Origin of the sequence: Nocardioides sp. (genome assembly GCF_044226305.1) — a bacterium.
Taxonomy (GTDB): Bacteria; Actinomycetota; Actinomycetes; order Propionibacteriales; family Nocardioidaceae; genus Nocardioides.
Genome location: NZ_JBGAHF010000032.1, coordinates 1 through 21,022 on the forward strand (window position 1 = coordinate 1; position 21,022 = coordinate 21,022).

Annotated in this window: 18 protein-coding genes and 4 tRNA genes; 9 read left to right on the top strand and 13 right to left on the bottom strand. The window is 73.5% G+C overall.

Annotated features, from left to right (window positions below):
- The first annotated feature begins 409 nt into the window (after positions 1–409).
- Together ACILQ5_RS20690 and ACILQ5_RS20695 are read left to right on the top strand one after the other, a co-directional pair.
- On the top strand, positions 410–904 hold the full coding sequence (locus ACILQ5_RS20690; RefSeq protein ID WP_395659926.1) for a hypothetical protein: 495 nt from the start codon (positions 410–412) through the stop codon (positions 902–904).
- Positions 901–2,637 carry an NAD-binding protein gene (locus ACILQ5_RS20695; RefSeq protein ID WP_395659927.1) on the top strand — a complete coding sequence of 579 codons (1,737 nt, stop codon included), beginning with the start codon at positions 901–903 and terminating at the stop codon, positions 2,635–2,637. Before ACILQ5_RS20690 ends, ACILQ5_RS20695 begins: the two co-directional genes overlap by 4 nt.
- Here the strand turns inward: ACILQ5_RS20695 and ACILQ5_RS20700 are convergent.
- The 4 genes from ACILQ5_RS20700 to ACILQ5_RS20715 all read right to left on the bottom strand — a co-directional run bounded on the left by ACILQ5_RS20700 (position 2,630) and on the right by ACILQ5_RS20715 (position 6,755).
- Entirely contained in the window at positions 2,630–6,385 is a 3,756-nt protein-coding gene (locus tag ACILQ5_RS20700) for a tetratricopeptide repeat protein (RefSeq protein WP_395659928.1), read from the bottom strand. The two genes, ACILQ5_RS20695 and ACILQ5_RS20700, sit on opposite strands and share 8 nt — an antisense overlap.
- A gap of 93 nt (positions 6,386–6,478) precedes the next feature.
- A tRNA-Val gene (locus tag ACILQ5_RS20705) sits at positions 6,479–6,553 on the bottom strand.
- Between the two features lie 24 nt (positions 6,554–6,577).
- A tRNA-Cys gene (locus ACILQ5_RS20710) sits at positions 6,578–6,651 on the bottom strand.
- A gap of 31 nt (positions 6,652–6,682) precedes the next feature.
- Positions 6,683–6,755 (bottom strand) — tRNA-Gly (locus ACILQ5_RS20715).
- Between the two features lie 141 nt (positions 6,756–6,896).
- Here ACILQ5_RS20715 and ACILQ5_RS20720 point away from each other — a divergent pair.
- Entirely contained in the window at positions 6,897–7,718 is an 822-nt protein-coding gene (locus ACILQ5_RS20720; protein ID WP_395659929.1) for an aminotransferase class IV, read from the top strand.
- 24 nt (positions 7,719–7,742) lie between these two features.
- Here ACILQ5_RS20720 and ACILQ5_RS20725 read toward each other — a convergent pair whose 3' ends face one another.
- Positions 7,743–8,186: an SsgA family sporulation/cell division regulator gene (locus ACILQ5_RS20725; protein ID WP_395659930.1), complete on the bottom strand. Its 444-nt coding sequence runs from the start codon at positions 8,184–8,186 to the stop codon at positions 7,743–7,745.
- A 91-nt stretch (positions 8,187–8,277) separates the two neighbouring features.
- Between ACILQ5_RS20725 and ACILQ5_RS20730 the strand changes: the two genes are divergently transcribed.
- Positions 8,278–8,349, top strand: a tRNA-Val gene (locus tag ACILQ5_RS20730).
- 82 nt (positions 8,350–8,431) lie between these two features.
- Here ACILQ5_RS20730 and ACILQ5_RS20735 read toward each other — a convergent pair.
- On the bottom strand, positions 8,432–10,270 hold the full coding sequence (locus ACILQ5_RS20735) for an AMP-dependent synthetase/ligase (protein ID WP_395659931.1): 1,839 nt from the start codon (positions 10,268–10,270) through the stop codon (positions 8,432–8,434).
- A complete protein-coding gene (locus tag ACILQ5_RS20740; RefSeq protein WP_395659932.1) occupies positions 10,270–10,857 on the bottom strand; it encodes a GNAT family N-acetyltransferase in 588 nt (195 codons plus the stop codon). Before ACILQ5_RS20740 ends, ACILQ5_RS20735 begins: the two co-directional genes overlap by 1 nt.
- Positions 10,858–10,993: 136 nt before the next feature.
- Here ACILQ5_RS20740 and ACILQ5_RS20745 point away from each other — a divergent pair, with 136 nt between their 5' ends.
- The 3 genes from ACILQ5_RS20745 (at position 10,994) to ACILQ5_RS20755 (ending at position 14,783) form a co-directional block, all read left to right on the top strand.
- Positions 10,994–11,689: an NADPH-dependent F420 reductase gene (locus ACILQ5_RS20745; RefSeq protein ID WP_395659933.1), complete on the top strand. Its 696-nt coding sequence runs from the start codon at positions 10,994–10,996 to the stop codon at positions 11,687–11,689.
- Positions 11,690–11,789: 100 nt separating this feature from the next.
- The gene (thrS, locus tag ACILQ5_RS20750; protein WP_395659934.1) at positions 11,790–13,778 is read left to right on the top strand and encodes a threonine--tRNA ligase; all 1,989 of its coding nucleotides are present in this window, start codon (positions 11,790–11,792) and stop codon (positions 13,776–13,778) included.
- A 12-nt stretch (positions 13,779–13,790) separates the two neighbouring features.
- Entirely contained in the window at positions 13,791–14,783 is a 993-nt protein-coding gene (locus ACILQ5_RS20755; protein WP_395659935.1) for a hypothetical protein, read from the top strand.
- Between the two features lie 11 nt (positions 14,784–14,794).
- Here the strand turns inward: ACILQ5_RS20755 and ACILQ5_RS20760 are convergent, their stop codons facing one another.
- From ACILQ5_RS20760 to ACILQ5_RS20770, 3 genes are read right to left on the bottom strand one after another with little or no spacing between them, the layout of a single operon-like run.
- Complete coding sequence (locus ACILQ5_RS20760; protein ID WP_395659936.1) at positions 14,795–15,949, bottom strand: glycosyl hydrolase; 1,155 nt, start codon at positions 15,947–15,949, stop codon at positions 14,795–14,797.
- Positions 15,950–15,991: 42 nt separating this feature from the next.
- Positions 15,992–16,450, bottom strand: coding sequence for a GNAT family N-acetyltransferase (locus ACILQ5_RS20765; protein ID WP_395659937.1), 459 nt, complete (start codon positions 16,448–16,450; stop codon positions 15,992–15,994).
- Complete coding sequence (locus ACILQ5_RS20770) at positions 16,447–16,923, bottom strand: GNAT family N-acetyltransferase (RefSeq protein ID WP_395659938.1); 477 nt, start codon at positions 16,921–16,923, stop codon at positions 16,447–16,449. Before ACILQ5_RS20770 ends, ACILQ5_RS20765 begins: the two co-directional genes overlap by 4 nt.
- A gap of 23 nt (positions 16,924–16,946) precedes the next feature.
- Between ACILQ5_RS20770 and ACILQ5_RS20775 the strand changes: the two genes are divergently transcribed.
- Together ACILQ5_RS20775 and ACILQ5_RS20780 are read left to right on the top strand one after the other, a co-directional pair.
- Positions 16,947–17,468 carry an HIT family protein gene (locus ACILQ5_RS20775; protein ID WP_395659939.1) on the top strand — a complete coding sequence of 174 codons (522 nt, stop codon included), beginning with the start codon at positions 16,947–16,949 and terminating at the stop codon, positions 17,466–17,468.
- A complete protein-coding gene (locus ACILQ5_RS20780; RefSeq protein ID WP_395659940.1) occupies positions 17,465–18,235 on the top strand; it encodes an inositol monophosphatase family protein in 771 nt (256 codons plus the stop codon). The genes ACILQ5_RS20775 and ACILQ5_RS20780 overlap by 4 nt, the downstream gene beginning before the upstream one ends.
- Here the strand turns inward: ACILQ5_RS20780 and ACILQ5_RS20785 are convergent.
- From ACILQ5_RS20785 to xylA, 3 genes are all read right to left on the bottom strand, one after another.
- A complete protein-coding gene (locus ACILQ5_RS20785; protein WP_395659941.1) occupies positions 18,220–19,362 on the bottom strand; it encodes a N(5)-(carboxyethyl)ornithine synthase in 1,143 nt (380 codons plus the stop codon). The genes ACILQ5_RS20780 and ACILQ5_RS20785 overlap by 16 nt on opposite strands.
- The gene (locus ACILQ5_RS20790) at positions 19,359–19,496 is read right to left on the bottom strand and encodes a hypothetical protein (RefSeq protein ID WP_395659942.1); all 138 of its coding nucleotides are present in this window, start codon (positions 19,494–19,496) and stop codon (positions 19,359–19,361) included. The genes ACILQ5_RS20785 and ACILQ5_RS20790 overlap by 4 nt, the downstream gene beginning before the upstream one ends.
- Before the next feature lie 141 nt (positions 19,497–19,637).
- Positions 19,638–20,804 (bottom strand): xylose isomerase, encoded by a 1,167-nt coding sequence (gene xylA, locus ACILQ5_RS20795; RefSeq protein WP_395659943.1) that lies wholly within the window; start codon positions 20,802–20,804, stop codon positions 19,638–19,640.
- Positions 20,805–21,022 lie beyond the last annotated feature (218 nt).

Genomic DNA, 21,022 nt, shown 5'->3' on the forward strand with positions numbered 1-21,022 from the left:
GGCGACCGCGACCCGACGCCGACCGTGTCCGTCGTTGCTGCCTGTCGGTCGCAACCCCAGACCACGACGAGATGCCGACAGCCACCGCCCTGCGCACCTTCTGGGGTCTCGACGACGCTCGCTGGCGCTCGCTGTTCGACCGCCGGCGAACGCGACCGTGAGCCGGAAGTCAGCCGCACCCAGAAGCTCGCCGCCCCGTCGTTGCTGCCTGTCGGTCGCAACCGGAGCGGACAGCGAGATGCCGGCAGTCACCTCCCTGCCCACCTCCCGGGGTCTCGACGAGCTCGACCACCGGTGCCAGCAACCGCGATCCGGCAACCGGTCGCAACCCGAGACGACCTGCGAGCCACCGACGGCCGCGGCTGTCGCAGCACTGCCGCAGGCCCGGCCGCTCTGCCAGAATCCGGGCGTGGACGAGCTGCGCGTGGGCGTGTCGGGGCATCGGCAGCTGGCCGACCCCGCCGCGGTCGCGGCGGCCGTCGACCGGGTGCTCGACCGGGTGGGGACCGGCCGCGACCTGGTCGCGGTGTCGAGCCTGGCCGAGGGGGCCGACCGGATCGTCGCGGCGCGGGTGCTCGCGCGCGGGGGTCGGCTCGAGGCCGTCCTGCCGCTGCCGGCGGACGACTACGCGACCGACTTCGTGGACGCGGGCTCGCGCGCGGAGTTCGCCGACCTGCTGGCGGCCGCCGACCTGGCGACCGTGGTCCCGCCGGACCCGGCCGATCCCTCCCGCGAGGCGGCGTACGCCCGCGCCGGCACCGCCGTGCTGGAGGCGTGCGACGTCCTGCTCGCGCTGTGGGACGGCGCGGCCGCCCGGGGCCGGGGCGGCACCGCCGAGGTGGTCGCCGAGGCACGAGAGGCGGGCCGGCGCGTGGAGGTCGTCCCGGTGGAGCGGGCGTCGTGATCGCCTTCCTGCGCAGCCCGCGCGGTCGCTGGTTCGTCCTCGCGGGGCTCTGGGTCGTGGTCATCGTCCTGGGGATCGGTGGCTTCATCCAGCAGGGCCGGGAGGCCGGGCTGCACAGGTCCGGCCTCGACACCGTCTACCTCACGCTCCAGCTCGCGACCCTCGACTACGACGGCAGCGCCGGGGACATGAACTGGCGGCTGCAGATCGGCCGTTTCGTCGTCCCTCTCATGGCCGCGAGCACCGTGCTGATCACCGCGTCGATCGTCTTCGCCGGCGAGCTCAACCTGCTGCGGATCGGCCGGTCGTCCGGTCACACCGTGGTCGCCGGCCTCGGCGACGTCGGCAAGCGGCTGGCGTCCGCCTTCGCCGACGCGGGGGAGCGGGTCGTAGTCGTGGACCCCGACCAGTCCCTGGTCGCGGCGGCGACGAGCGGCGACGACCGGCTCCGCGGCCTGGTCGGCGACCCGACGGACCCGGGCACGCTCGCCCGGGTGCGGGTGGACCGCGCGCGTCGCCTGGTCGTCGCCGGGCCCGAGGACGCCCGCAACGTGCGCGCCGCCTCGGCCGCCGCGACGCTGGCGGCCGGACCGACCCGCGGCCGCCCGGCGTTGCGCTGCGCGGTGCAGCTCACCGACGCCGAGCTGGCGTCCCTGATGCGGGCCACCGACCTCGACTCCGCAGGCGGCATGCGGCTGAGCTATTTCAGCCTGCACGAGCGGGCGGCGCGGTCGCTGCTCTCCGAGAACCCGCCCTTCACCGGCGCCGGGGACCACCCGATGGTCATCGGGCTCGGCCGTCTCGGGCGGAGCCTCGTCGTCGCCCTCGGCCAGCAGTGGGCGCACCAGCACCGACACCGGCGCGCGCCGCTCACCCTGGTCGACCCCTACGCCGGCGGGCGCTGGGCGGAGCTGACGCAGCGCCATCCGGCGCTCGCCGAGGTGTTCGAGCCGGAGCTGATCGACGTCGACCTCGCCTGGCCGTCGGCCGACGGCGTCGGAGCCCTCGCGACCCTGCTCGCCGAGCGTCCGCCGAGCTGGGTCGCCGTCGTCGTCGACGACGAGCCGCTCGCCCTGGCCAACGCGGTGTTCCTGCACCAGCGGCTGCCCGAGGGCCGGGTGCCGGTCGTCGTACGCATGGGCTCCGGCGCCGGCCTCGGCACGCTCCTGGAGTCGGTCGGTGGTGGGACCGCGAGGGCCTTCCCCGGGGTGTCCGTCTTCCCCTTCCTCGACCGGACCTGCACGGTCGAGTCCGTGGACGGCGGCATCCGCGAGCAGCTCGCCGAGTCGGTGCACGAGGACTACCTGGCCGCCTTGCCCGACGGCGGCACGGGCACTGGGCTGCAGCGGCCCTGGGCCGACCTGGACGACGACGAGCGGGACCTGAGCCGGCGCCGGGTCGACGGCATCGTCGGTGACCTGGCCGCGCTCGGCTGCGAGCTGGTGCCGCTGCGCCGCTGGGGTGCGCCTGCGGTCACCCTGACCGACGACGAGACGGCGTTGCTGGCGGAGCGCGAGCACCAGCGGTGGTACGACGACCGCTCGGCCGCCGGGTGGACCTACGCCGCGACCCGCGACGACGCCGCCCGGACCAACCCGCTGCTCGTGCCCTGGGCCGACCTGGCGCCGGCGGTGCAGCAGACCAACCTCGATGCCGCGCGTGCCCTCCAGCCGATGCTGGCGCGCGCCGGGTTCGAGATCGCCCGGGCGTCCGCGGGTCCGGCCGTCAGCTGAGCCGGGCGCGGAGCGCGGCGATCATCTGGTCGAGCTGCTGGACCATGGGAGCAAGGCCCCACTGGGCTGCCATGGCCCGCGCCTCGCCGAGCGCGTCGAGCCCCTCCTGGACCCGGCCGAGGTTGCCGAGCACCTCCCCGCGGTTCGCCGTGGCGAACAGCACGCCCTGCGCGTTGTTGCTCGCGCGGGACAGTGCGAGCTGCTCGTCGAGGTGGGCGAGCGCCCCCGGGAGGTCGCCCAGCTGCTGCAGCAGGATCGCCTGGTTGCCCACGCAGGCAGCCAGCCCGACCTGGTCGCCCGTGCGCCGGCAGATCTCCTCCTGCCGGCCGAGCAGCCGGCCGGCCTCCTCGCGGTCGCCACGCGCCAGCACCAGCATCGCCCGCTCCCCGAGGGCGCGCTGCAGCCCGGCGTCGTCCTCGACGCGGGAGCAGGCGTCGGCGAGCGCCTCCCACACCGCCTCGGTCTCCGCCTGACGGCCGCTCTGGTACATCAGCTCGACCGCCTTGGTCAGCACCTGGACCCGCTGCTGGTCCGCACCGACGACGGCGCACTGGGCGCCGCAGTCGACGAGGTCGGCGATCGCCGCGGCCTGGTCGCCGAGCACGGCGTGCACCTGCCAGCGGTTGTTGAGCAGCGGCACCAGCGCCATCGCCAGGCCCCGGGCGCGGAGCACCGGCTCGGCCTCGGCGTACTTCTGCAGGCACGCCGGGAGGTCGTTGCTCGCGATGTCGACCGCAGCCAGGTTGACCAGCGCCATGGCGGTGGCGGCCTCGTCGCCCGCCTGCCGCGCGACGGCCAGCTCCTCGGTGTGGGCGGTCCGCGAACCGGCGAGGTCGCCGAGCTCGCGCAGTGCCATGCCGAGGGACCCCAGCGCGAACCCCAGCGGTGCGGTGACCGACCCGGACCGTGCCGTGAGCACGGCCTCGGTCGCGAGCCGGCGCGCGTCCTCCCACCGGCCCTCGTCGATCGCGCTGCGCGCGCGGACGTCGAGGACCCGGGCCAGGAGCGCCTCGTCCGACAGCCGCCGGGCGAGGGCCTCGGCGTCCTCGGCGCGCGCGGCGGCCTCGGGGTGGCGGCCGAGCTGGCGCAGGGTGCTGGACTCGCTCACCAGGGCCTCCACCTGGCTCGTCAGGTCGCCGCGCTCCTCGGCGGAGGCGCGCCACGCCTCGAGGTCGGCGAGCGCGGCCAGGGGGTCGCCGAGGTCGGCGCGGATGCTGGCCCTGCCGGCGAGGGCCAGGGCGGTCCCGACGGCGTCACCGACCGAACGGCTGAGGTCCTCCTTCTCGTCGAGGAGCGCGAGCGCACCAGCGGCGTCCCCGGCCGACCGCCGGGCGCCCGCCAGGTTGCCCAGGGCGGCTCCGACGTCCGTCGCGTCGCCGGCCGCACGGGCCAGCGACAGGGCCTCCTCGAGGAGGCGGAGGGCGCCCGGCAGGTCGCCGAGGGCGGCGCGGACGAGTCCGAGGTCGCCGAGGGCGTACTGCAGGACGACCTCGTCCTCCGCCGCACGGCTCTGGGACACCGCCTCGTCCAGGACGGTGGCCGCCTCGGCGAGCTCGCCCTGCGCCTGGAGCGCCGCGCCCAGGTTGAGGAGTGCGCCCCGCAGCCGGGGCGCGGGCCCGGAGCGGTAGGCCGCGACCAGGTGCCGGTGGATGCGCACGGCCTCGGCGGGATGTCCGGCGTCGGTCACCAGCCGCGCCACCGCCCAGGCCTGGTCGGGGTGCGCGTCGGGGTCGTCGACCACGGCGCGGTAGCCGTCGACGACGGAGCGGCCCCGCTCCTCCGCCCGCGCCCACAGCTGGCGGAGGTCGGCAGGTGCCTGGGGGTAAGCGAGGTCGAGGTAGGCCAGGCCGGAGATCGTCCGGACCAGCCCGTCGACGTCGTCCGCGTCGAGCTGCTGCCACGGCAGCTCCTCGACCACGCGGGGCCCGAGCGGCTGCCCGGCGAAGTACGCCGCCACCGCGGCGTGCGCGGCCCGCCGGGCCTCGGGGGTCGCCAGGTAGCGGTCCTCGACGGCCTGGCGGTGCGCGTCGGTGGCGAAGCCCAGACGGCCCGAGCGAGTGACGAGCCCGGCCTCGGCGGCGAGCACCAGCGGCGACCACACGGCGTGGGACAGCGGCTCCCCGTCGCCGAGCAGGTCGAGGAGCTCCGGCTCGGTGAGCCCGCGCCGGGCGGCCCAGATGGCGCGGAAGGCGTCGCCGACCAGGCCCGGCCGGTCCGCCTCGAAGTCGCGCTCGTAGCGGGCGAGCACGAGCTCGAGCAGGTCGTCCAGCGTCTGCGCGGCCAGGTAGCCGGCGATCACCTCGCCGAGGGTGAAGTGGTCGCCGTGCTGGCGCAGCTCGTCGAGGACGGTGCGCAGGTAGAGCACGTTGCCGGTGTGCGGCGAGGCCGCGAGGGCCTCGACGTGGACCGGGTCGAGCCCCTTCGACCAGCGCCCGAGGAACGTCGCGACGTACGCCGCCCGCTCGGCCGGTTCGAGGGGCGGCACCTCGACCACCGGCCACCCGTGGCGCAGGGCTGCGTCCACCGGGCGCGGGCCCGCGGTCGTCACGACGACCCGGACCGTGGCGGGGAGCCCGGTCGTCAGCTGGTCCGGCAGCCAGGTCAGGTCGGGTGCGCCGTCGACGTCGGTCAGCAGGTCGGCGCCGTCGACCACCAGGACCGTGGGCAGGTCGGCGCGCGCCAGGGCGGCGAAGAGCGCGGCCCGGAGCGGAGCGGCACCGGTGGGCGGGGTCGTCGCGCCGTCGTCGCCAGGCCGGCCCAGCGCGGACAGGACCCGGGCGGCGAGGTTCTTCCAGTCCGCCGAGTCCGAGGTGGCGCCGACGTGGTGCTCCACGACGAGGTGGTCGGGGTGGGCCGCGCGCCACGCGTCCAGCCAGGTCGAGACCAGCGGGGTGAGGTCGGCGCCGGCGGCGCCCGACACCACGAGCGGTGGCTCCGACCCGGCCGCGAACGCGTCGAGCCGCGCGACCAGCGCCGGACGCTCGAGGCTGCCGGCGGCCCGGGCCAGGCCGAAGGCCCGGTGGGCGGCACCCTCGCGGTCGGCCGCGTCCGGCACCTCCTCCAGCGGGAACAGCCGCTCCACGAGGGCGGTCAGCTCGGCCAGCACCTGGCGCCCGAGGTCGGCCGGGTCGGCGTACGTCGCGCACGGATGGGGGGAGTCCCGGACCCGCTGCTTGAGGTCGTCCAGGCGCTGCCGACGCGCCGCTGCAGCGGCCTCGGCGCCGGCGTCGCCCAGGGCGGCGACCTCGTCGGCCGACGGGAGCTCGCCGAGGACGAGCTGCTCCTCGGGCGGGCGGGTGTCGACCCAGGCCGGGTCACGGAGGTGGAAGAACGCGTGGCCCGCGGCCTCGGGGTCGTTGAGGACGCCGTGCAGGAACTCCAGCTCGGTCACCGACGTGCCGGGCAGGGTGCCGAGCCACGGAAGCTGGTCGGTCAGGTGGTCCGGGAGCTCCTCGGGCACCCAGCCGTAGCGCTGGCCGAGCAGCCCCAGGAAGTAGGGCCGGCTCCGGTCGATCTCCGCCAGGCAGATCGGCAGGACCGCGCCCTCGGCCTTCTGCTCGTCGGTGACGCCCCACCGCAGGTCGACCTCCGACCACGCCACGCCGCGCTCCTCGCACAACCGGCGCACGAGCGGGAACACCCGCTTGACGAGCTCCTCCCGCTCCGCCTGCATGTCGCGGAAGGTGGACGAGACGAACACCCGGATCGCGCGGTCGGGACCGGCCTCTGTCGCTGCGGCTCCAGCCATCCGCGCATCATGGCAGCCCGTCGCGCAGTCGGGGAGCCCGAACGGACGAAAGGCCCCGTCCCGCATCTCCGCGGGTCGGGGCCTACCTCGTGCTGGTGGGCGATACTGGGTTTGAACCAGTGACCTCTTCCGTGTCAAGGAAGCGCGCTACCACTGCGCCAATCGCCCGGGTCTGGAGTTGTGGGGGACTGCTGGAGGTGGGTACGGGATTTGAACCCGTGTACACGGATTTGCAGTCCGTTGCCTCGCCTCTCGGCCAACCCACCGTGGAGGCCAAACCTGGGAGAGACCTCTCCGAGCGGACGACGAGGCTCGAACTCGCGACCTCAACCTTGGCAAGGTTGCGCTCTACCAACTGAGCTACGTCCGCTTGCTTCCCACCGGTCACCCGGTCGGCGTGCGTGAGAACCCTAGCCGATGCCCCAGACCATGCAAAATCCGGTCCCGGACGGCGCGTTGCGCCCCCTCACCGGCCGTCCGGGAGCCGATCGCGACCCCTAGGGTGAGCCGCATGCGCGCCTGGATGAACGGTGATCTGCTGCCCGACGCGACCGCCCCGGCGGTCCAGGTGAGCGACCACGGACTGACCGTGGGCGACGGCGTCTTCGAGGCCGTCAAGATCGTCGACGGGCTGCCGTTCGCGCTGGACCAGCACCTCGCGCGGCTGCACCGCAGCGCCGAGGGGCTCGGGCTGCCCGAGGTCGACGAGGACGCCGTGCGCCAGGGCATCGCGGCGGTCCTCGACGGCACCGACCTGCCGCTGGGCCGGCTCCGGGTCACGATCACCGGCGGCCCGGCGCCGATGGGGTCCGGTCGCGGCGACGCCGCGCCGACGCTGATCGTGGTCGCCGACGTGATGCGGCCGTGGGCCGACACCGCCTCCGTCGCCACCGTGCCCTGGCCGCGCAACGAGCGCGGTGCGCTGGCCGGCCTCAAGACCACGTCGTACGCCGAGAACGTGGTCGCCCTCGCCCACGCCCACGCCCGCGGCGCCACTGAGGCGGTGTTCGCCAACCTCGCCGGGAACCTGTGCGAGGGCACCGGCTCGAACGTCTTCTACGTGGTCGACGGCGAGCTGCGCACCCCGACCCTGGCCAGCGGCTGCCTGGCCGGTGTCACTCGGGACCTGATCCTGGAGTGGTACGGCGGCCGCGAGGTCGACGAGCCGATCGGGGTCGTGGAGCGGGCCAGCGAGGTGTTCCTGGCGTCGACGACGCGCGACGCGCAGGCGGTGGCCCGGTGGGACGGCCGCGAGCTGGTCGCCCCCGGACCGGTCACGACCGAGGTGCGCCGGCTCTGGCGCGAGCGGGAGCCGGAGCTGCTCGGTCTCTGAGGCCGGCTCTGGGGAGGGCCCGGGCTACTGGGGCTCCGACTGCCGGACGAGCTCCTCGGCCAGCCGGTCGAGGTCCATCGACTCGCTGCCGCGCGGCACGATCATCAGCGTGCGGGACAGGAAGCGGTAGAGCTCGCTGGAGCACATCTGGGTCACCAGCCGGCCGTCGGGGGAGCGCAGCTCCATGATCACCGCCGCGCGACCGCCCTCGTCGACGCTCGGGAACAGCTGCACGTCGCCCTCACCCGCCGGGTCGGTCAGCCCCTGGAGCAGCAGGTCGCGGCCGACCGCCCAGGTCACCGGCTCGGTCGAGCGGCCGCTCGCACCGCGGAAGGTGATGATGACCGCCCACGGGTCGGCCGCGTCGTACGCGAACTCGGCGTTCAGGTCGACGGTGCGCCCCCACGCGTCGAGGACCTGGAGGACGAGGTCCTGGGCGTGGGTCCGGGAGATCGGCTGCTGGCTCACGCCGAGGAGACGGCCGGGGTCCGGGGCCATGACGCCGAACGCCGAATGTGAAACGGAGGCACCCGTAGGCTAGAGTCTGCGACCGCACAGCGGGCGATTGGCGCAGTGGTAGCGCGCTTCGTTCACACCGAAGAGGTCACTGGTTCGAACCCAGTATCGCCCACCCGCTGAGAGGCCGCCCGTCCACGACGGGCGGCCTTCCTCGTTGGCCCGGCGCGTGGGTGGTCTCGTGGTAGCGCGGGGCGTCAGCTCGCGACGTCCTCGTACATCGTGTCGAGCAGCGGCCGGTAGGCCGTCTCCACGGCCTTGCGGCGCACCTTCATGCTCGGCGTGACCTCGCCGTTCTCCACGGTCAGGTCGCGGTCGAGGATGCGGAAGTCCTTGATCGTCTCCCAGCGGTTCAGCCGCGCGTTCATCTGGTCGATCGAGGCCTGGACGTAGTCGCGCACGGCCGGCAGCCGGCTCAGCTCAACGTAGTCGGTGGTGGTGACGCCGTTGGCGGCCGCCCACTGGGCGAGCGCCTCCGGGTCCAGGGTGACCAACGCGGTCGCGTAGTTGCGGCCCTCGGCGTGCACGACCATCTGACTGGAGAGCGGGCAGAGCGCCTTGAAGAGCATCTCGATCGACTGCGGCGCGATGTACTTGCCGCCGGAGGTCTTGATCAGGTCCTTCTTCCGGTCGGTGATCCGCAGCCGGCCCGCAGCGTCGAGCTCGCCCACGTCGCCCGTGGCCAGCCAGCCCTCGGCGTCGAGCACCTCGGCCGTGGCCTCGGGCTGGCGGTGGTAGCCGCGCATCACGCTCGGCCCCCGCAGGAGGATCTCGCCGTCCTCGGCGATCCTGACCTCCGTGCCGACGACCGGCGGGCCCACCTTGCCGAACGTCGGGTCGTCGAGGCGCACGATGCAGGCGCCGGCACTGGTCTCGGTCATCCCGTAGCCCTCGAGCACGACCATCCCGGCTGCGTGGAACCACGCTGCGACGTCCGGCGACAGCGCGGCGCTCCCCGAGATCAGGAAGCGGACCCGGCCGCCGAGCCGCTCGCGCACCTTCGCCAGGACCAGACGGTCGGCGACCGCGAGCTCGGCCCGGGTGACCGGACCGACCCGACGTCCCTCCGCCCGGGCCCTGGCCACCCGGTCGCCGACGCCGAAGGCCCAGCCGAACAGCGCGCTCTTGACGCCGCCCTCCTCCTCGACGCTCTGCACGACCTTGGCGTGGACCTTCTCGAAGATCCGGGGCGGTCCGGCCATGAACGTCGGCCGGACCTCGGCGAGGTTGGCCACGATCCGGTCCATCCGGCCGTCGACCGCGGTCGGGAAGCCGACCTGCAGCTGCACCGCCTGCAGCATCTTGCCGAAGGAGTGCGAGAGCGGCAGCCCGAGGTACTGGAGGTCGTCCGGGGTCAGGATGTCCAGGCCCTCGGCGGCGACGCCGATGTAGGTCCAGCAGCGGTGCGGGAGCTCGACGCCCTTGGGCCGGCCGGTCGTGCCGGAGGTGTAGATCAAGGTGGCGAGGTCCTCGGGCCGTACGGCGGCCACGGCCCGGTCGACCGCGTCGGGGTCCTCGGCCAGGTGCTTGGCGCCGAGGTCGCGGAGGTCGTCCAGGCTCAGGACCCAGTCGCCGTCCGCGGTCCCGTCGAAGGTGATCACCCGGCCGAGGTCGGGCAGCCGGTCACGCTGGTCGCGCAGCTTCGCCACCTGGGCGTCGTCCTCGGCGAACGCGATCCTCGAGCCGCTGTCACGCAGGATGTACCCGACGTCCTCGGCCCCCGTCGTCGGGTAGACCGTCGTCGTCGCCGCTCCCGCGCAGGCGATCGCCAGGTCGGCGTACAGCCACTCGATCCGGGTGCCGCTCGCGATCGCGACCCGCTCCTCGGGACGGATGCCGAGGGCGAGCAGCCCCGCCGCCAGGGTCCGCACGATCTCGCCGGTCTCCGCCCAGGTGACCGACTGCCACCGGTCGCCGGCGGGGAACCGGTAGGCCTCGGTGTCAGGGGTGGCCGCGATCCGGTCGAAGAGCATCCGGGGCACGGACGTGGTCTGGCCGGCGAGGGGGGCGATCGGGTCGGGGGCGGTCTCGGACATCACAGGTCTCCAGCTTCGGGTTCTTCAGGGGGTTCGGGGGACGCCGTGGCGTCCGGGGCCCGGCCGGGGGGCGGGGTCGTCAGGTCGACGACGACGTCGAGGTGGTTGATGCCGGCCGGGGTGACGCTCACCGTCCCGAGCCGGCGCAGCATCGCCAGCGACGCCTCGTTGTCGGCGGTGATCGTGGTGACCAGCTCGGTGACCCCGGCCGGTCGCTGGCGCATCAGCTCGTCGAGCAGGGCGGTCGCGACGCCGCGGCCCTGCCACTCGTCGAACACCGTCACGGCGACGTCGGCGGCCGTCGGCTGCTGCTCGTAGCGGATCACCCGCGCCACGCCGACCGGCACGCCGACGTGGTCCGCGTCGATGGACACCAGGGCGAGCGCGACGTGGTCGACGCCGTCCACCCCGTCGACGAGGTGGTCGAGCAGGGCGTCGGTCAGGTGCGGGACGGAGGCGAGGAAGCGGTGGTAGCGCGCGTCGGGGGAGAGCCGCTCGTAGCCCTCGCGGACGGCCTCGCGGTCCTCGGGGAGGAGGGGCCAGATGATCGCTTCCGTGCCGTCCTCGAGACGCGCCTCAGCGATCACCGCACACCTCCCATGTGCCCAGCCTCCTCCGGACCCGCGTCCCGCGACAGCGAAGATGGTCCCGACTGGACCAGGTCTTCCGGCGGCACGGGCCGGATCCGCGGAATGTCCCCGGGAGGTGCACCGTTCCCCTCCCATGACCACCATCGGACTCATCGGAGCAGGCAACATCGGCAGCACCGTCGCACGGCTCGCGGTCGACGCGGGGTACGACGTCGTCCTCAGCAACAGCCGGGGACCGGAGACGCTCCGCGACCTGGTGACCGAGCTGGGTGAGCACGCCCGGGCCGCGACCGCGGAGGAGGCGGCCGCCGCCGGGGACCTCGTGGTCGTCACGGTCCCGCTCAAGAACGTCGCCGACGTCCCGGTCGAGCCGCTGCGCGGCAAGGTCGTCATCGACACCTGCAACTACTACCCGCAGCGCGACGGCGCCGTCGCCGAGCTCGACGACGAGTCGACCACCACCTCCGAGCTCGTCCAGGACCACCTCCCGGACTCGAAGGTCGTCAAGGCGTTCAACAACATCTACTACGAGTTCCTCCGCACCCTGGCCCGCCCGCAGGGTGCCGCCGACCGCAGCGTGCTCGCGATCGCGGGCGACGACGCGGACGCCAAGTCCGCCGTGAGCGCGTTCCTCGACGACATCGGCTACGACGCCTACGACGTCGGCCCGTTGGCCGAGGGCTGGCGGTTCCAGCGCGACACCGCGGCGTACGCCGGCCTCTACGTCGACGGCGAGGTCACCTCGTGGCCGCCGCAGCACGCCCGCCGCGTCGACGCCGCGCTGCTCGAGGAGAAGCTGGCCGCCGCGAAGCGCTACTGCGACATGTGACCGCGGGGTGGCCCGGCGCCAGCAGCCCGAAACCGCCGCGCGGCCGGACGGGACCGCTCGATACGATCGCCGGGTCCGTTCCCCACCGCAAGGAGCCACCGTGTCCGACCTGAAGATCGCCCTCGCCCACGCCGACGCGCGTGAGGTGCGGACGGTCACGACGGGCACCAAGGCGTGGGAGCTGTTCGCCGAGGACCCCTCCGTGATCGCGGCCCGCGTGAACGGCCAGCTCAAGGACCTCGCCCACGAGCTCGCCGACGGCGACGAGGTCGAGGGCGTCGCGATCGACAGCAAGGACGGCCGGGACATCCTGCGGCACTCCACCGCGCACGTGATGGCCCAGGCCGTGCAGCAGATCTGGCCCGACGCCCGGCTCGGGATCGGTCCGCCGGTCGAGAACGGCTTCTACTACGACTTCGACGTCGAGACCCCGTTCGTCCCCGACGACCTCGCGAAGATCGAGACCGCGATGCGCAAGATCATCAAGGAGGGGCAGCGGTTCTCCCGCCGGGTCACCACCGACCACGACGCGATCAGGGAGCTGAAGGACGAGCCGTACAAGATCGAGCTGATCGGGCTGAAGGGCTCGGGGAAGTCCGACGACGCGGCCGAGGGCGCCAGCGTCGAGGTCGGCGCCGGCGAGCTCACCATCTACGACAACGTCCGGCGCAACGGCGACGTCGCCTGGAGCGACCTGTGCCGCGGCCCGCACCTGCCCACCACCAAGCGGATCCCTGCCTTCAAGCTGATGCGGTCGGCGGCGGCGTACTGGCGCGGCGACGAGAAGAACAAGCAGCTCCAGCGCATCTACGGCACCGCGTGGGAGTCGAAGGAGGCGCTCGAGGAGCACCTGCACCGCATCGAGGAGGCCGAGCGCCGCGACCACCGCAAGATCGGGCGCGACCTCGACCTGTTCAGCTTCCCCGACGAGATCGGCTCCGGCCTCGCGGTGTTCCACCCCAAGGGCGGGGTGATCAAGCGCGAGATGGAGGACTACGTCCGCCGGCGGCACATCGAGGAGGGCTTCCAGTACGTCGGGACCCCGCACATCAGCAAGGAGGGGCTGTTCCACACCTCCGGGCACCTGCCGTACTACGCCGACACCATGTTCCCGCCGATGGAGCTCGAGGGCGCCAGCTACTACCTCAAGGCGATGAACTGCCCGATGCACAACCTGATCTTCAGGTCGCGCGGGCGGTCCTACCGCGAGCTGCCGCTGCGGCTCTTCGAGTTCGGCTCGGTCTACCGCTACGAGAAGTCCGGGGTCGTGCACGGCCTGACCCGGGTCCGCGGCCTGACCCAGGACGACTCCCACTCCTACGTCACCCCCGAGCAGGCACCGGCCGAGATCCAGCACCTGCTCGACTTCGTGCTCGGGCTGCTGCGCGACTTCGGGATCGACGACTTCTACCTCGAGCTCTCCACCCGCGACGACTCCAAGCCCGACAAGTTCGTCGGCTCCGACGAGGACTGGGTGACTGCGACGAAGGTGCTCGAGGACGTCGCCGTCGCCTCGGGCCTCGACCTCGTGCCCGACCCCGGCGGCGCCGCGTTCTACGGGCCGAAGATCTCTGTCCAGGCGCGCGACGCCATCGGCCGCACCTGGCAGATGTCGACCATCCAGTACGACTTCAACCAGCCGAAGGGCTTCGGGCTGGAGTACCAGGCCGCTGACGGCACCCGCCAGCAGCCGGTGATGATCCACTCGGCGAAGTTCGGATCGCTCGAGCGGTTCTTCGGCGTCCTGGTCGAGCACTACGCCGGCGCGTTCCCGCCCTGGCTCGCGCCCGTGCAGGTGCAGGGGATCCCGATCGCCGAACGGCACAACGACTACCTCTACGACGTCGCGAAGCGGCTGCAGGCGGCCGGGCTGCGGGTCGAGGTCGACGACTCCGACGACCGGATGCAGAAGAAGATCCGCAACGCGCAGCTGCAGAAGGTGCCGTTCATGATGATCGCCGGCGACGACGACGTCGCCGCCGGCGCGGTCTCGTTCCGCTACCGCGACGGCCGCCAGGACAACGGCGTGCCCGTCGAGGAGGCGATCCAGCGGGTCGCGGACGCGGTCGCCAGCCGCACCCAGGTCTAGGGCGATCCGGCCGTGCTCGGGCGGGCGGGGGTCGGTCCGGTCCTCGCCGCCGTGCTGCTGGCCGGTGCGATGGTCGGCTCGCTGGCCGCCTGCTCGGCGGCCGGCGACCCGGGCTCCGACCCAGCCCCGACCGGACCGACCGCGACGTCGGAGCCACCCCGGCCGACCACGGTCGTCCAGCCCACCCAGGACCCGCAGACCGCGCGGCTCACGGCGCTCGCGCGCCTGGCGGAGCAGGCGGCGGCCGAGCTGCCCACCCGGCGTACCGCGCAGCCCCGCACCGGCGAGGTCCTCGGGGCCGACGTGAGCTGGCCGCAGTGCCCGCGGGGGATGGGCATCCCGGAGCGCCGCACGCTGGGCAGCCCGATGCCGCTGCCGACGGCGGAGTTCGTGGTCCTCGGCCTGACCAACGGGCCGGGCTTCACCGCCAACCCCTGCCTCGCCGACCAGGTGCGGTGGGTGGAGGACCGGCGGCTGCTGGCCGCGGCGTACGCCGTCGTGAGCCTGCCGGACGCCGCGGCGGTCGCCGAGCACCGCACCGACGGGCCGTACGACGGGACCACCCGGCTCGGCTCGCTCGCCAACGCCGGCTACCAGCAGGCGCTCGCCAACGTGGTCACGATGCGGCGCGCCGGGCTCGCGACCCCGGTCGTGTGGGTGGACGTCGAGCCCGTGCCGGACTTCGACTGGAGCAGCGACACCGCAGCGAACGGTGCGGTCGTGGAGGGTGCCGTGCGCGGCTACCGGTACGCCGGCTACCGGGTCGGGATCTACTCCACGCCCGCCCTGTGGGCCGGTGTCGTCGGGGACCTCGCACTCGGCCTGCCGGAGTGGCGGGCCGCGGGCCAGACCTCGCGGGACGAGGCCCGCGACCGGTGTGGCGACGACTGGTCGATCCAGGGCGGTCCCGCGGTGCTCGGCCAGTGGGTGGAGGACGCCCGCGACCAGGACATCACGTGCCCGGGGACGTCGGCCCGGCTCGGTCGCTGGTTCCAGCAGTACTGACGCGGTGGTGCCTACGGCGCGACGTCGACGAGCCCGTCCTCGCTGGCCGTCCCGAGCCAGGTCTTCCCCCCGGTGAGCGAGGAGATCTGCTTGAGGCCCTGGATCTGGCTGCCGTCGGTGTTGGTCGGGTCGGGCTCGCCGTCGTCGAACCAGAACATGCCGTAGGCGGGGGCCGCGCCCGCGGCGCGCAGGCCGCTGGTGATGACCGCGGGGTCCCAGTGCCCGTCGCTGTTCGCCGGTCCGACCTCGCCGAGCGCCATCCGCGGTGACACGGCGGCCATGGCGGCGTAGGAGCCCAGGACCAGCTCGTCGGCGTCGTCGGCGTGCGACTCGAAGTCGTAGCTCGACAGGCCCGCGATGTCGTAGGCGGCCGGCCGTGTCGCGACCGGGTCGGCCGCCCGGTAGTCGGACCCGGGCACGAACGAGCAGCACCACACAAGGTTGTGGATCCCGCGCGCCGAGGCGCGCTTCTGGACCAGGCGGTAGAGCTTCCGCACGTCGCTGCGCCAGGCGGCGCTCCCGCCACGGCCGTTGTCGCAGCCCCACCAGAACCAGTAGCTGTTGGCCTCGACCAGTGGCCGGAACACGGTGGCGACGCCGGCCTCCTGGAGCTGCCGGAGGTACGGCGCGACCTGGTGGTCGAACTCGGCGAGGAACCGCTTCCGCTCGACCGTCCCCTCGGTGAGCACCCGGCGGACGACCTTCGGCCCCGGTGAGTCGTGGGCGCCGGCGCGGGTGCGCGGGTTGCGGGGGTACCAGCTGGTGACGAGCACGTCGCCGGCCTGGGCCCGGGCGACCAGGTCGTCCAGCACCTCCTCGTTGTAGCCGTGCTGCACCGCGTAGTGCCACTCGTTGGTGGTCCAGCCGAGCACGCGCACCCGGCCGGACAGCGCAGGGGCGTCGGCGTCGAGCGCCGTCAACGGCCCGAACGGCGCGTCGCCGTTCACGTTGAGCTGCTGGCCCACCGCCATCGTCCGGTCCGAGGAGAATCCCGTGAGCAGGTTCGCGAGGTCCTTCGCCGCCTGGTTCGCACGCGGGTCCGCCAACCGCGCCGGCGCAGCCGCCAGGGCCGGCGTCCCGCGGAGGGCCGATCCGGCGAGAGCGGCAGGGACCGACCACGCCGCCGCGCGGAGCGCGGTGCGACGGGTCGCGACGAGCCCGAGCATGGTCACGAGGCTAGGTCCGTGGCGGCGGGACGAGGTGGTGGTCTAGACGTGCGGTCGCTTCTCGTACCGTCGGCCGAGGACGACGTACGTCGCCCCGTGGACGGTCACCGTCTCCTCGTCGGGCCCGGCGTCGGCGTACCCCTGCCGCTCGTAGAAGCGTCGGGCACGGGCGTTGCCGGCGACGACGCTGAGCCAGGTCGCGCCGCGGGCCTCGGCGGCGGCGAGCAGGTCGGTGGCGACACCCGTGCCGCGGTGGGGGGCGTCGACGAAGAGCAGCTCCACCTCCTCGTCGAGGACGGCCACGAAGCCGGCGACCATCCCGTCGACCTCGGCGACCAGGGCGCGGGGGAGGACCCCGTCGACGCGCTCCTCGAACGTGATCGGGGTGCGCGCGGCCACCAGGCCCTCGGGGACGTGGCCGTCGTGGGCGTCGTGCCACGCGTCGTGCCAGACGCGGACCACGGCGCCCGCGTCGGCGAGCGTGGCGCGCCGGACGGTCACGGCCGGACCCGCTTCTCGTAGCGACGGCAGGGCGAGACGAACCGCTCGCCCAGCGCGGTGACCTCGTAGGGCAGGTCGCCGGCGTCCGCCCAGCCGTGCTTCTCGTAGAACCGACGCGCACGGCTGTTCCCGACGACCACCGCGAGCCACGCGACGTCGTGGCCGCCGGCGGCGACCCGCTCCTCCGCTTCGGCCAGCAGCGGCGCCGCGACCCCGCGCCCATGGAGGTCCGGGTCGACGAAGACCTGCTCGACCTCGTCGCCGTCGACCATCGCGAAGCCGACGACGCGGCCGTCGACCACGGCGACCGTGGTGTCGCCGACGCGGGCGGGCGTGCGCTCGTGGAACGCCTCGAGCGTCCGGCCCGCGGTGAGCCCGTCCGGGACGTGGCCCGGGTGCGAGGCGTGCCAGGCGCGGTGCCAGATGTCGGCGACGGTCGCCATGTCCTGGGGGACGGCCGGACGGAGCTCCACACCCTGACCCTAGGGTTTGTCCCATGACGGATCCGGCGGGACACGGGCGAGACGGGTTCGAGGGCTTCGACCGGCTCTGGACGCCGCACCGGATGGCCTACATCGTGCCCAGCGCCGCGAGCGACGACGGCTGCCCGTTCTGCGCGATGGCGTCACTGCCCCTCGAGGAGAGCCTGGTCGTGCACCGGGGCGAGACCTGCTTCGCCGTCCTCAACCTGCACCCCTACAACCCGGGCCACCTGATGGTGCTCCCGCACCGGCACGTCGCCGAGCTCGAGGACCTCACCGACACCGAGGCCGCCGAGCTGATGTCCACGACCCAGCAGGCCGTCCGCGTGCTGCGCGAGGTCAGCGGGCCGCACGCCTTCAACGTCGGGATCAACCTCGGGGGCGTGGCCGGTGGCTCGCTCTCCCAGCACCTGCACCAGCACGTCGTGCCGCGGTGGTCCGGCGACGCGAACTTCATCACGGTCCTGGGCGGCACCAAGACCCTGCCCCAGCTGCTGTCCGACACCCGCGAGCTGCTCGCCGGGGCCTGGACGTGAGCCTGGCCGAGGACGCCGCGCTGGCCTCCCGGCTGGTGCACGCGGCGGGGTCGCTCGCCCACCGGATGCGCACGGAGGGGTTGTCGACGCAGACGAAGACCTCGGTCTCCGACGTCGTCACGGCTGCGGACCACGCCGCCGAGCGGCTGGTGGTCGAGACCCTGGCGGCCGAGCGGCCCGACGACGGGGTGCTCGGCGAGGAGGGCACGGCCCACGAGGGCCGTTCCGGACGCACCTGGGTCGTCGACCCGGTCGACGGCACCTACAACTTCGTCGCCGGCCTGGACTGGTGGTGCTCGGCGGTCGCGCTCACGGACGGCGACCGGCTGGTGCTGGGTGCCGTCCACCACCCGGCGACCGGCCGGACCTTCGTCGGCGGGCCCGACCTGCCGACCACCGTCGACGGGCGCCCACTGGGGCCGCTGTCGGACCGGCCGCTCGCCACGTCCTGCCTGGCGACGTACCTCCACCCGCCGTTCTACGCCGGCGAGGTCGGTGCCGCGTTCGTGCGGATGGCGGGCGGCGCCGCCACCCTGCGGATGCTGGGGTCGGGCTCGATGGACGCCGTCGCGGTCGCGGAGGGCCGGCTGCACGTCCTGTGCCAGCACTCGGTGCCGCCGTGGGACGAGCTGCCCGGGGCCGCCCTGGTCCTGGGCGTCGGGGGAGCGACGGACCGGGTCGACGCTGCGGGCGTCACCTGGCACGTCGCCGGCGCACCGACCGCCGTCGCCGACGTCGCCCGGTCCCTGGTTCAGACGACCGGGTAGGGCGGCTCGGCCGACCTGCCCTGGAACGTGAGGATGGCCGGGTTCCGCACCAGCCCGTCCCGGATCTCGATCGCGTGGGTCAGGGTCTCGTCCGCCTCCCACGAAGCCGGGCCCTCCAGCACCGGACGCAGGAAGGGGATCAGCGCGAGGCTGTTGTCCCAGGTCGCCGAGCTCCACAGGTACGACGGGCTGTGGTCGACCGCGTAGTAGAGGAGGTGGTCGCCGACCTCGAACGTCGGCTCGTCGAACGTCGTCGGGCGGGCCCAGTCGAACCCCATGCCGAGGTCGCAGGAGACGTCGACGACCAGGGAGCCGGGGCGGAACGCCGCGAGGTCCTCCTCGCGCAGGTACGTCAACGGGTGCTCCGGGTCCTGGAGCGTGCAGTTGACGATGATGTCGTTCTCGGCGAGGTACGCGGGCAGCGGCTCACGACCGCGCTCGGTGATGACGTGGCTGACGTGGGCGTCGTCCTCGGCGTGGTCGAACTGCCGGATCCGGACCGAGTGGATGGGCGACCCGACGGCCGCCACCTGACGGTTGGTGAGCACCGCGACCTCGTGCACGCCGTGCGCGTTGAGCGCGGTCACCGCACCCCGGGCGGTGGCGCCGAAGCCGATGACGACCGCCGTGAGCCGTCGTCCGTAGTCCCCGGTGATCCCGGCCAGCTGCATCGCGTGCAGGACCGAGCAGTAGCCGGCCAGCTCGTTGTTCCGGTGGAAGACGTGCAGCCCGACGGAGTGGTCCTGGGTCCAGTGGTTCATCGCCTCGAAGGCGATCAGCGTGAGCCGCCGGTCGATGGCGAGCTGGGTGAGCTCAGCGTCCTGGACGCAGTGCGGCCAGCCCCAGAGGACCTGTCCCGGACCGAGCGAGGCCACGTCGGAGTGCTGCGGCTTGGGCAGCAGCACCACGTCCGAGCCGGCCAGGATCTCCTCGCGGGTCGCGAACCCGGCCACGTGCTCGGCGAGCGACGAGTCCGGCACGCCGAAGTTCGCGCCGTACCCGTGCTCGAGGGTGATCCGCGCGCGCAGGTCCTCGTCGAGCCCGGGGACGTGCTCGGGGTGGAGCGGGAGCCGGCGCTCGTTCTCCTTCGCCGACGACCCGACGACCCCGAGGTCGAGGAGCGTCACTTCTTCTTCGGTGCGTGGATCTGCTCGGAGAGCGACTCCTTGGCCGCGGCCTTGCCGCGCTTGTCGGCGCGCTTCTCCTTGAGAGACTTCCCGGCCTTCTTGGACATGTGCTGACGGGGCGACTTGTCGTTCATGAGGGATCTCTCTGGGAGGGAGCCTGAACGGCCCCGTCCTGCGACAGTACGCCCCCGGCCACCGCGTGCTGCCGGGGCAGGCGCCTGACGGCTGCGTGGTCGACGGGCCGTGCCGACCACGCAGCTGTCAGGGACGACCGGTCAGCGGACGCCGTACAGGTGCTCCAGCGCCAGCTGGTCGAGGCGCTCGAAGCCCATCCCGCGCCGGCCGGCGGCGTCGGGGTCGAAGGCCTCGGCACGCAGGTCGGCGAACGACTCGTCGGCGGCGAGGGTCGGGACGGCGAGCTGGTCGACCCGGGCGTCGCGGAGCGCCTGCTGGACCTCGGGGTCGGCGCGGAACGCCCGCACCTTGTCCCGCAGGACGAGGTAGTTGCGCATGCACGCCCGCGCGGACTCCCAGACGCCGTCGATGTCCTCGGTGCGCGGCGGCTTGTAGTCGAAGTGCCGGGGGCCGTCGTAGCCGCCGTTCTCGACGATGTCGACGGTCCAGAAGGCGCCCCGCGCGTTGCCGGCCCCGAAGCGCAGGTCCTGGTCGTAGCGCGGGCCGTGCTGACCGTTGAGGTCGATGTGGAAGAGCTTGCCGTGCCACAGCGCCTGGGCGAGGCCGTGGGCGTAGTTGAGCGAGGCCATCTCCTCGTGGCCGACCTCGGGGTTCAGGCCGACCATCTCGGGGTGCTCGAGCTCGTTGATGAACGCCAGGGCGTGGCCGATCGTCGGCAGCAGGATGTCGCCCCGGGGCTCGTTCGGCTTCGGCTCGATCGCGAAGCGCAGGTCGTAGCCCTGCTCGAGGACGTAGGCGCCGAGCAGGTCGAAGGCCTCCTTGTAGCGCGACAGCGCGGTCTGGACGTCCTTGGAGGCGCCGGACTCCGCGCCCTCGCGGCCACCCCACGCGACGAACACCTTCGCACCGAGCTCGGCCGCCAGGTCGATCTGGTCGGCGGCCTTGCGGATGGCGAAGCGGCGGACGTCGCGGTCGTTGTTGGTGAAGCCGCCGTCGCGGAAGACCGGGTGCGAGAAGAGGTTGGTCGTGACCATCGGGACGACCAGGCCGGTCTCCTCCAGCGCCCTGCGGAGCGGCGCCAGGTGCTGCTCCTTCTCGGCGGCGGTGGCCTCGAACGGGAAGACGTCGTTGTCGTGGAAGGTGATGCCGTAGGCGCCGAGGTCGCTGAGCCGGTGGATCGCCTCGGCGGGGTCCAGGGGCGGCCGGATCGCGCCGCCGAAGACGTCGACGCCTTGCCACCCCACGGTCCACAGACCGAAGGAGAAGCGGTCGTCGCGGGTGGGGGAGAAGCTCGATGTCTCGGTCATCACACGTGCGCCTTCCGGAAGGGGTTCGTTCTCACCTGCAACAAAACAGGGGCCCATTGGCCCTTGCTAGGGCCAGGAGTCCTGAGTATGTTGTCGCCCACAACATACCCGGTGACGGTCGTCACAGACAGCGGTCGCTGCCGGTTCAAGCCATGGAGGTCGAGGAATGGTCAGCAAGAGGGGGATGCGACTCGCATCCTTGGTGGCGGCGGGCGCGC

Bases quoted from the DNA above. Each gene is read 5' to 3' on its own strand.
- ACILQ5_RS20700 (WP_395659928.1), bottom strand. From the start codon at position 6,385: ATGGCTGGAGCCGCAGCGACAGAGGCCGGTCCCGACCGCGCGATCCGG.
- ACILQ5_RS20745 (WP_395659933.1), top strand. From the start codon at position 10,994: ATGACCACCATCGGACTCATCGGAGCAGGCAACATCGGCAGCACCGTC.
- ACILQ5_RS20760 (WP_395659936.1), bottom strand. From the start codon at position 15,949: ATGCTCGGGCTCGTCGCGACCCGTCGCACCGCGCTCCGCGCGGCGGCG.
- ACILQ5_RS20735 (WP_395659931.1), bottom strand. From the start codon at position 10,270: ATGTCCGAGACCGCCCCCGACCCGATCGCCCCCCTCGCCGGCCAGACC.
- ACILQ5_RS20775 (WP_395659939.1), top strand. From the start codon at position 16,947: ATGACGGATCCGGCGGGACACGGGCGAGACGGGTTCGAGGGCTTCGAC.
- ACILQ5_RS20720 (WP_395659929.1), top strand. From the start codon at position 6,897: ATGCGCGCCTGGATGAACGGTGATCTGCTGCCCGACGCGACCGCCCCG.
- ACILQ5_RS20790 (WP_395659942.1), bottom strand. From the start codon at position 19,496: ATGAACGACAAGTCGCCCCGTCAGCACATGTCCAAGAAGGCCGGGAAG.
- xylA (WP_395659943.1), bottom strand. From the start codon at position 20,804: ATGACCGAGACATCGAGCTTCTCCCCCACCCGCGACGACCGCTTCTCC.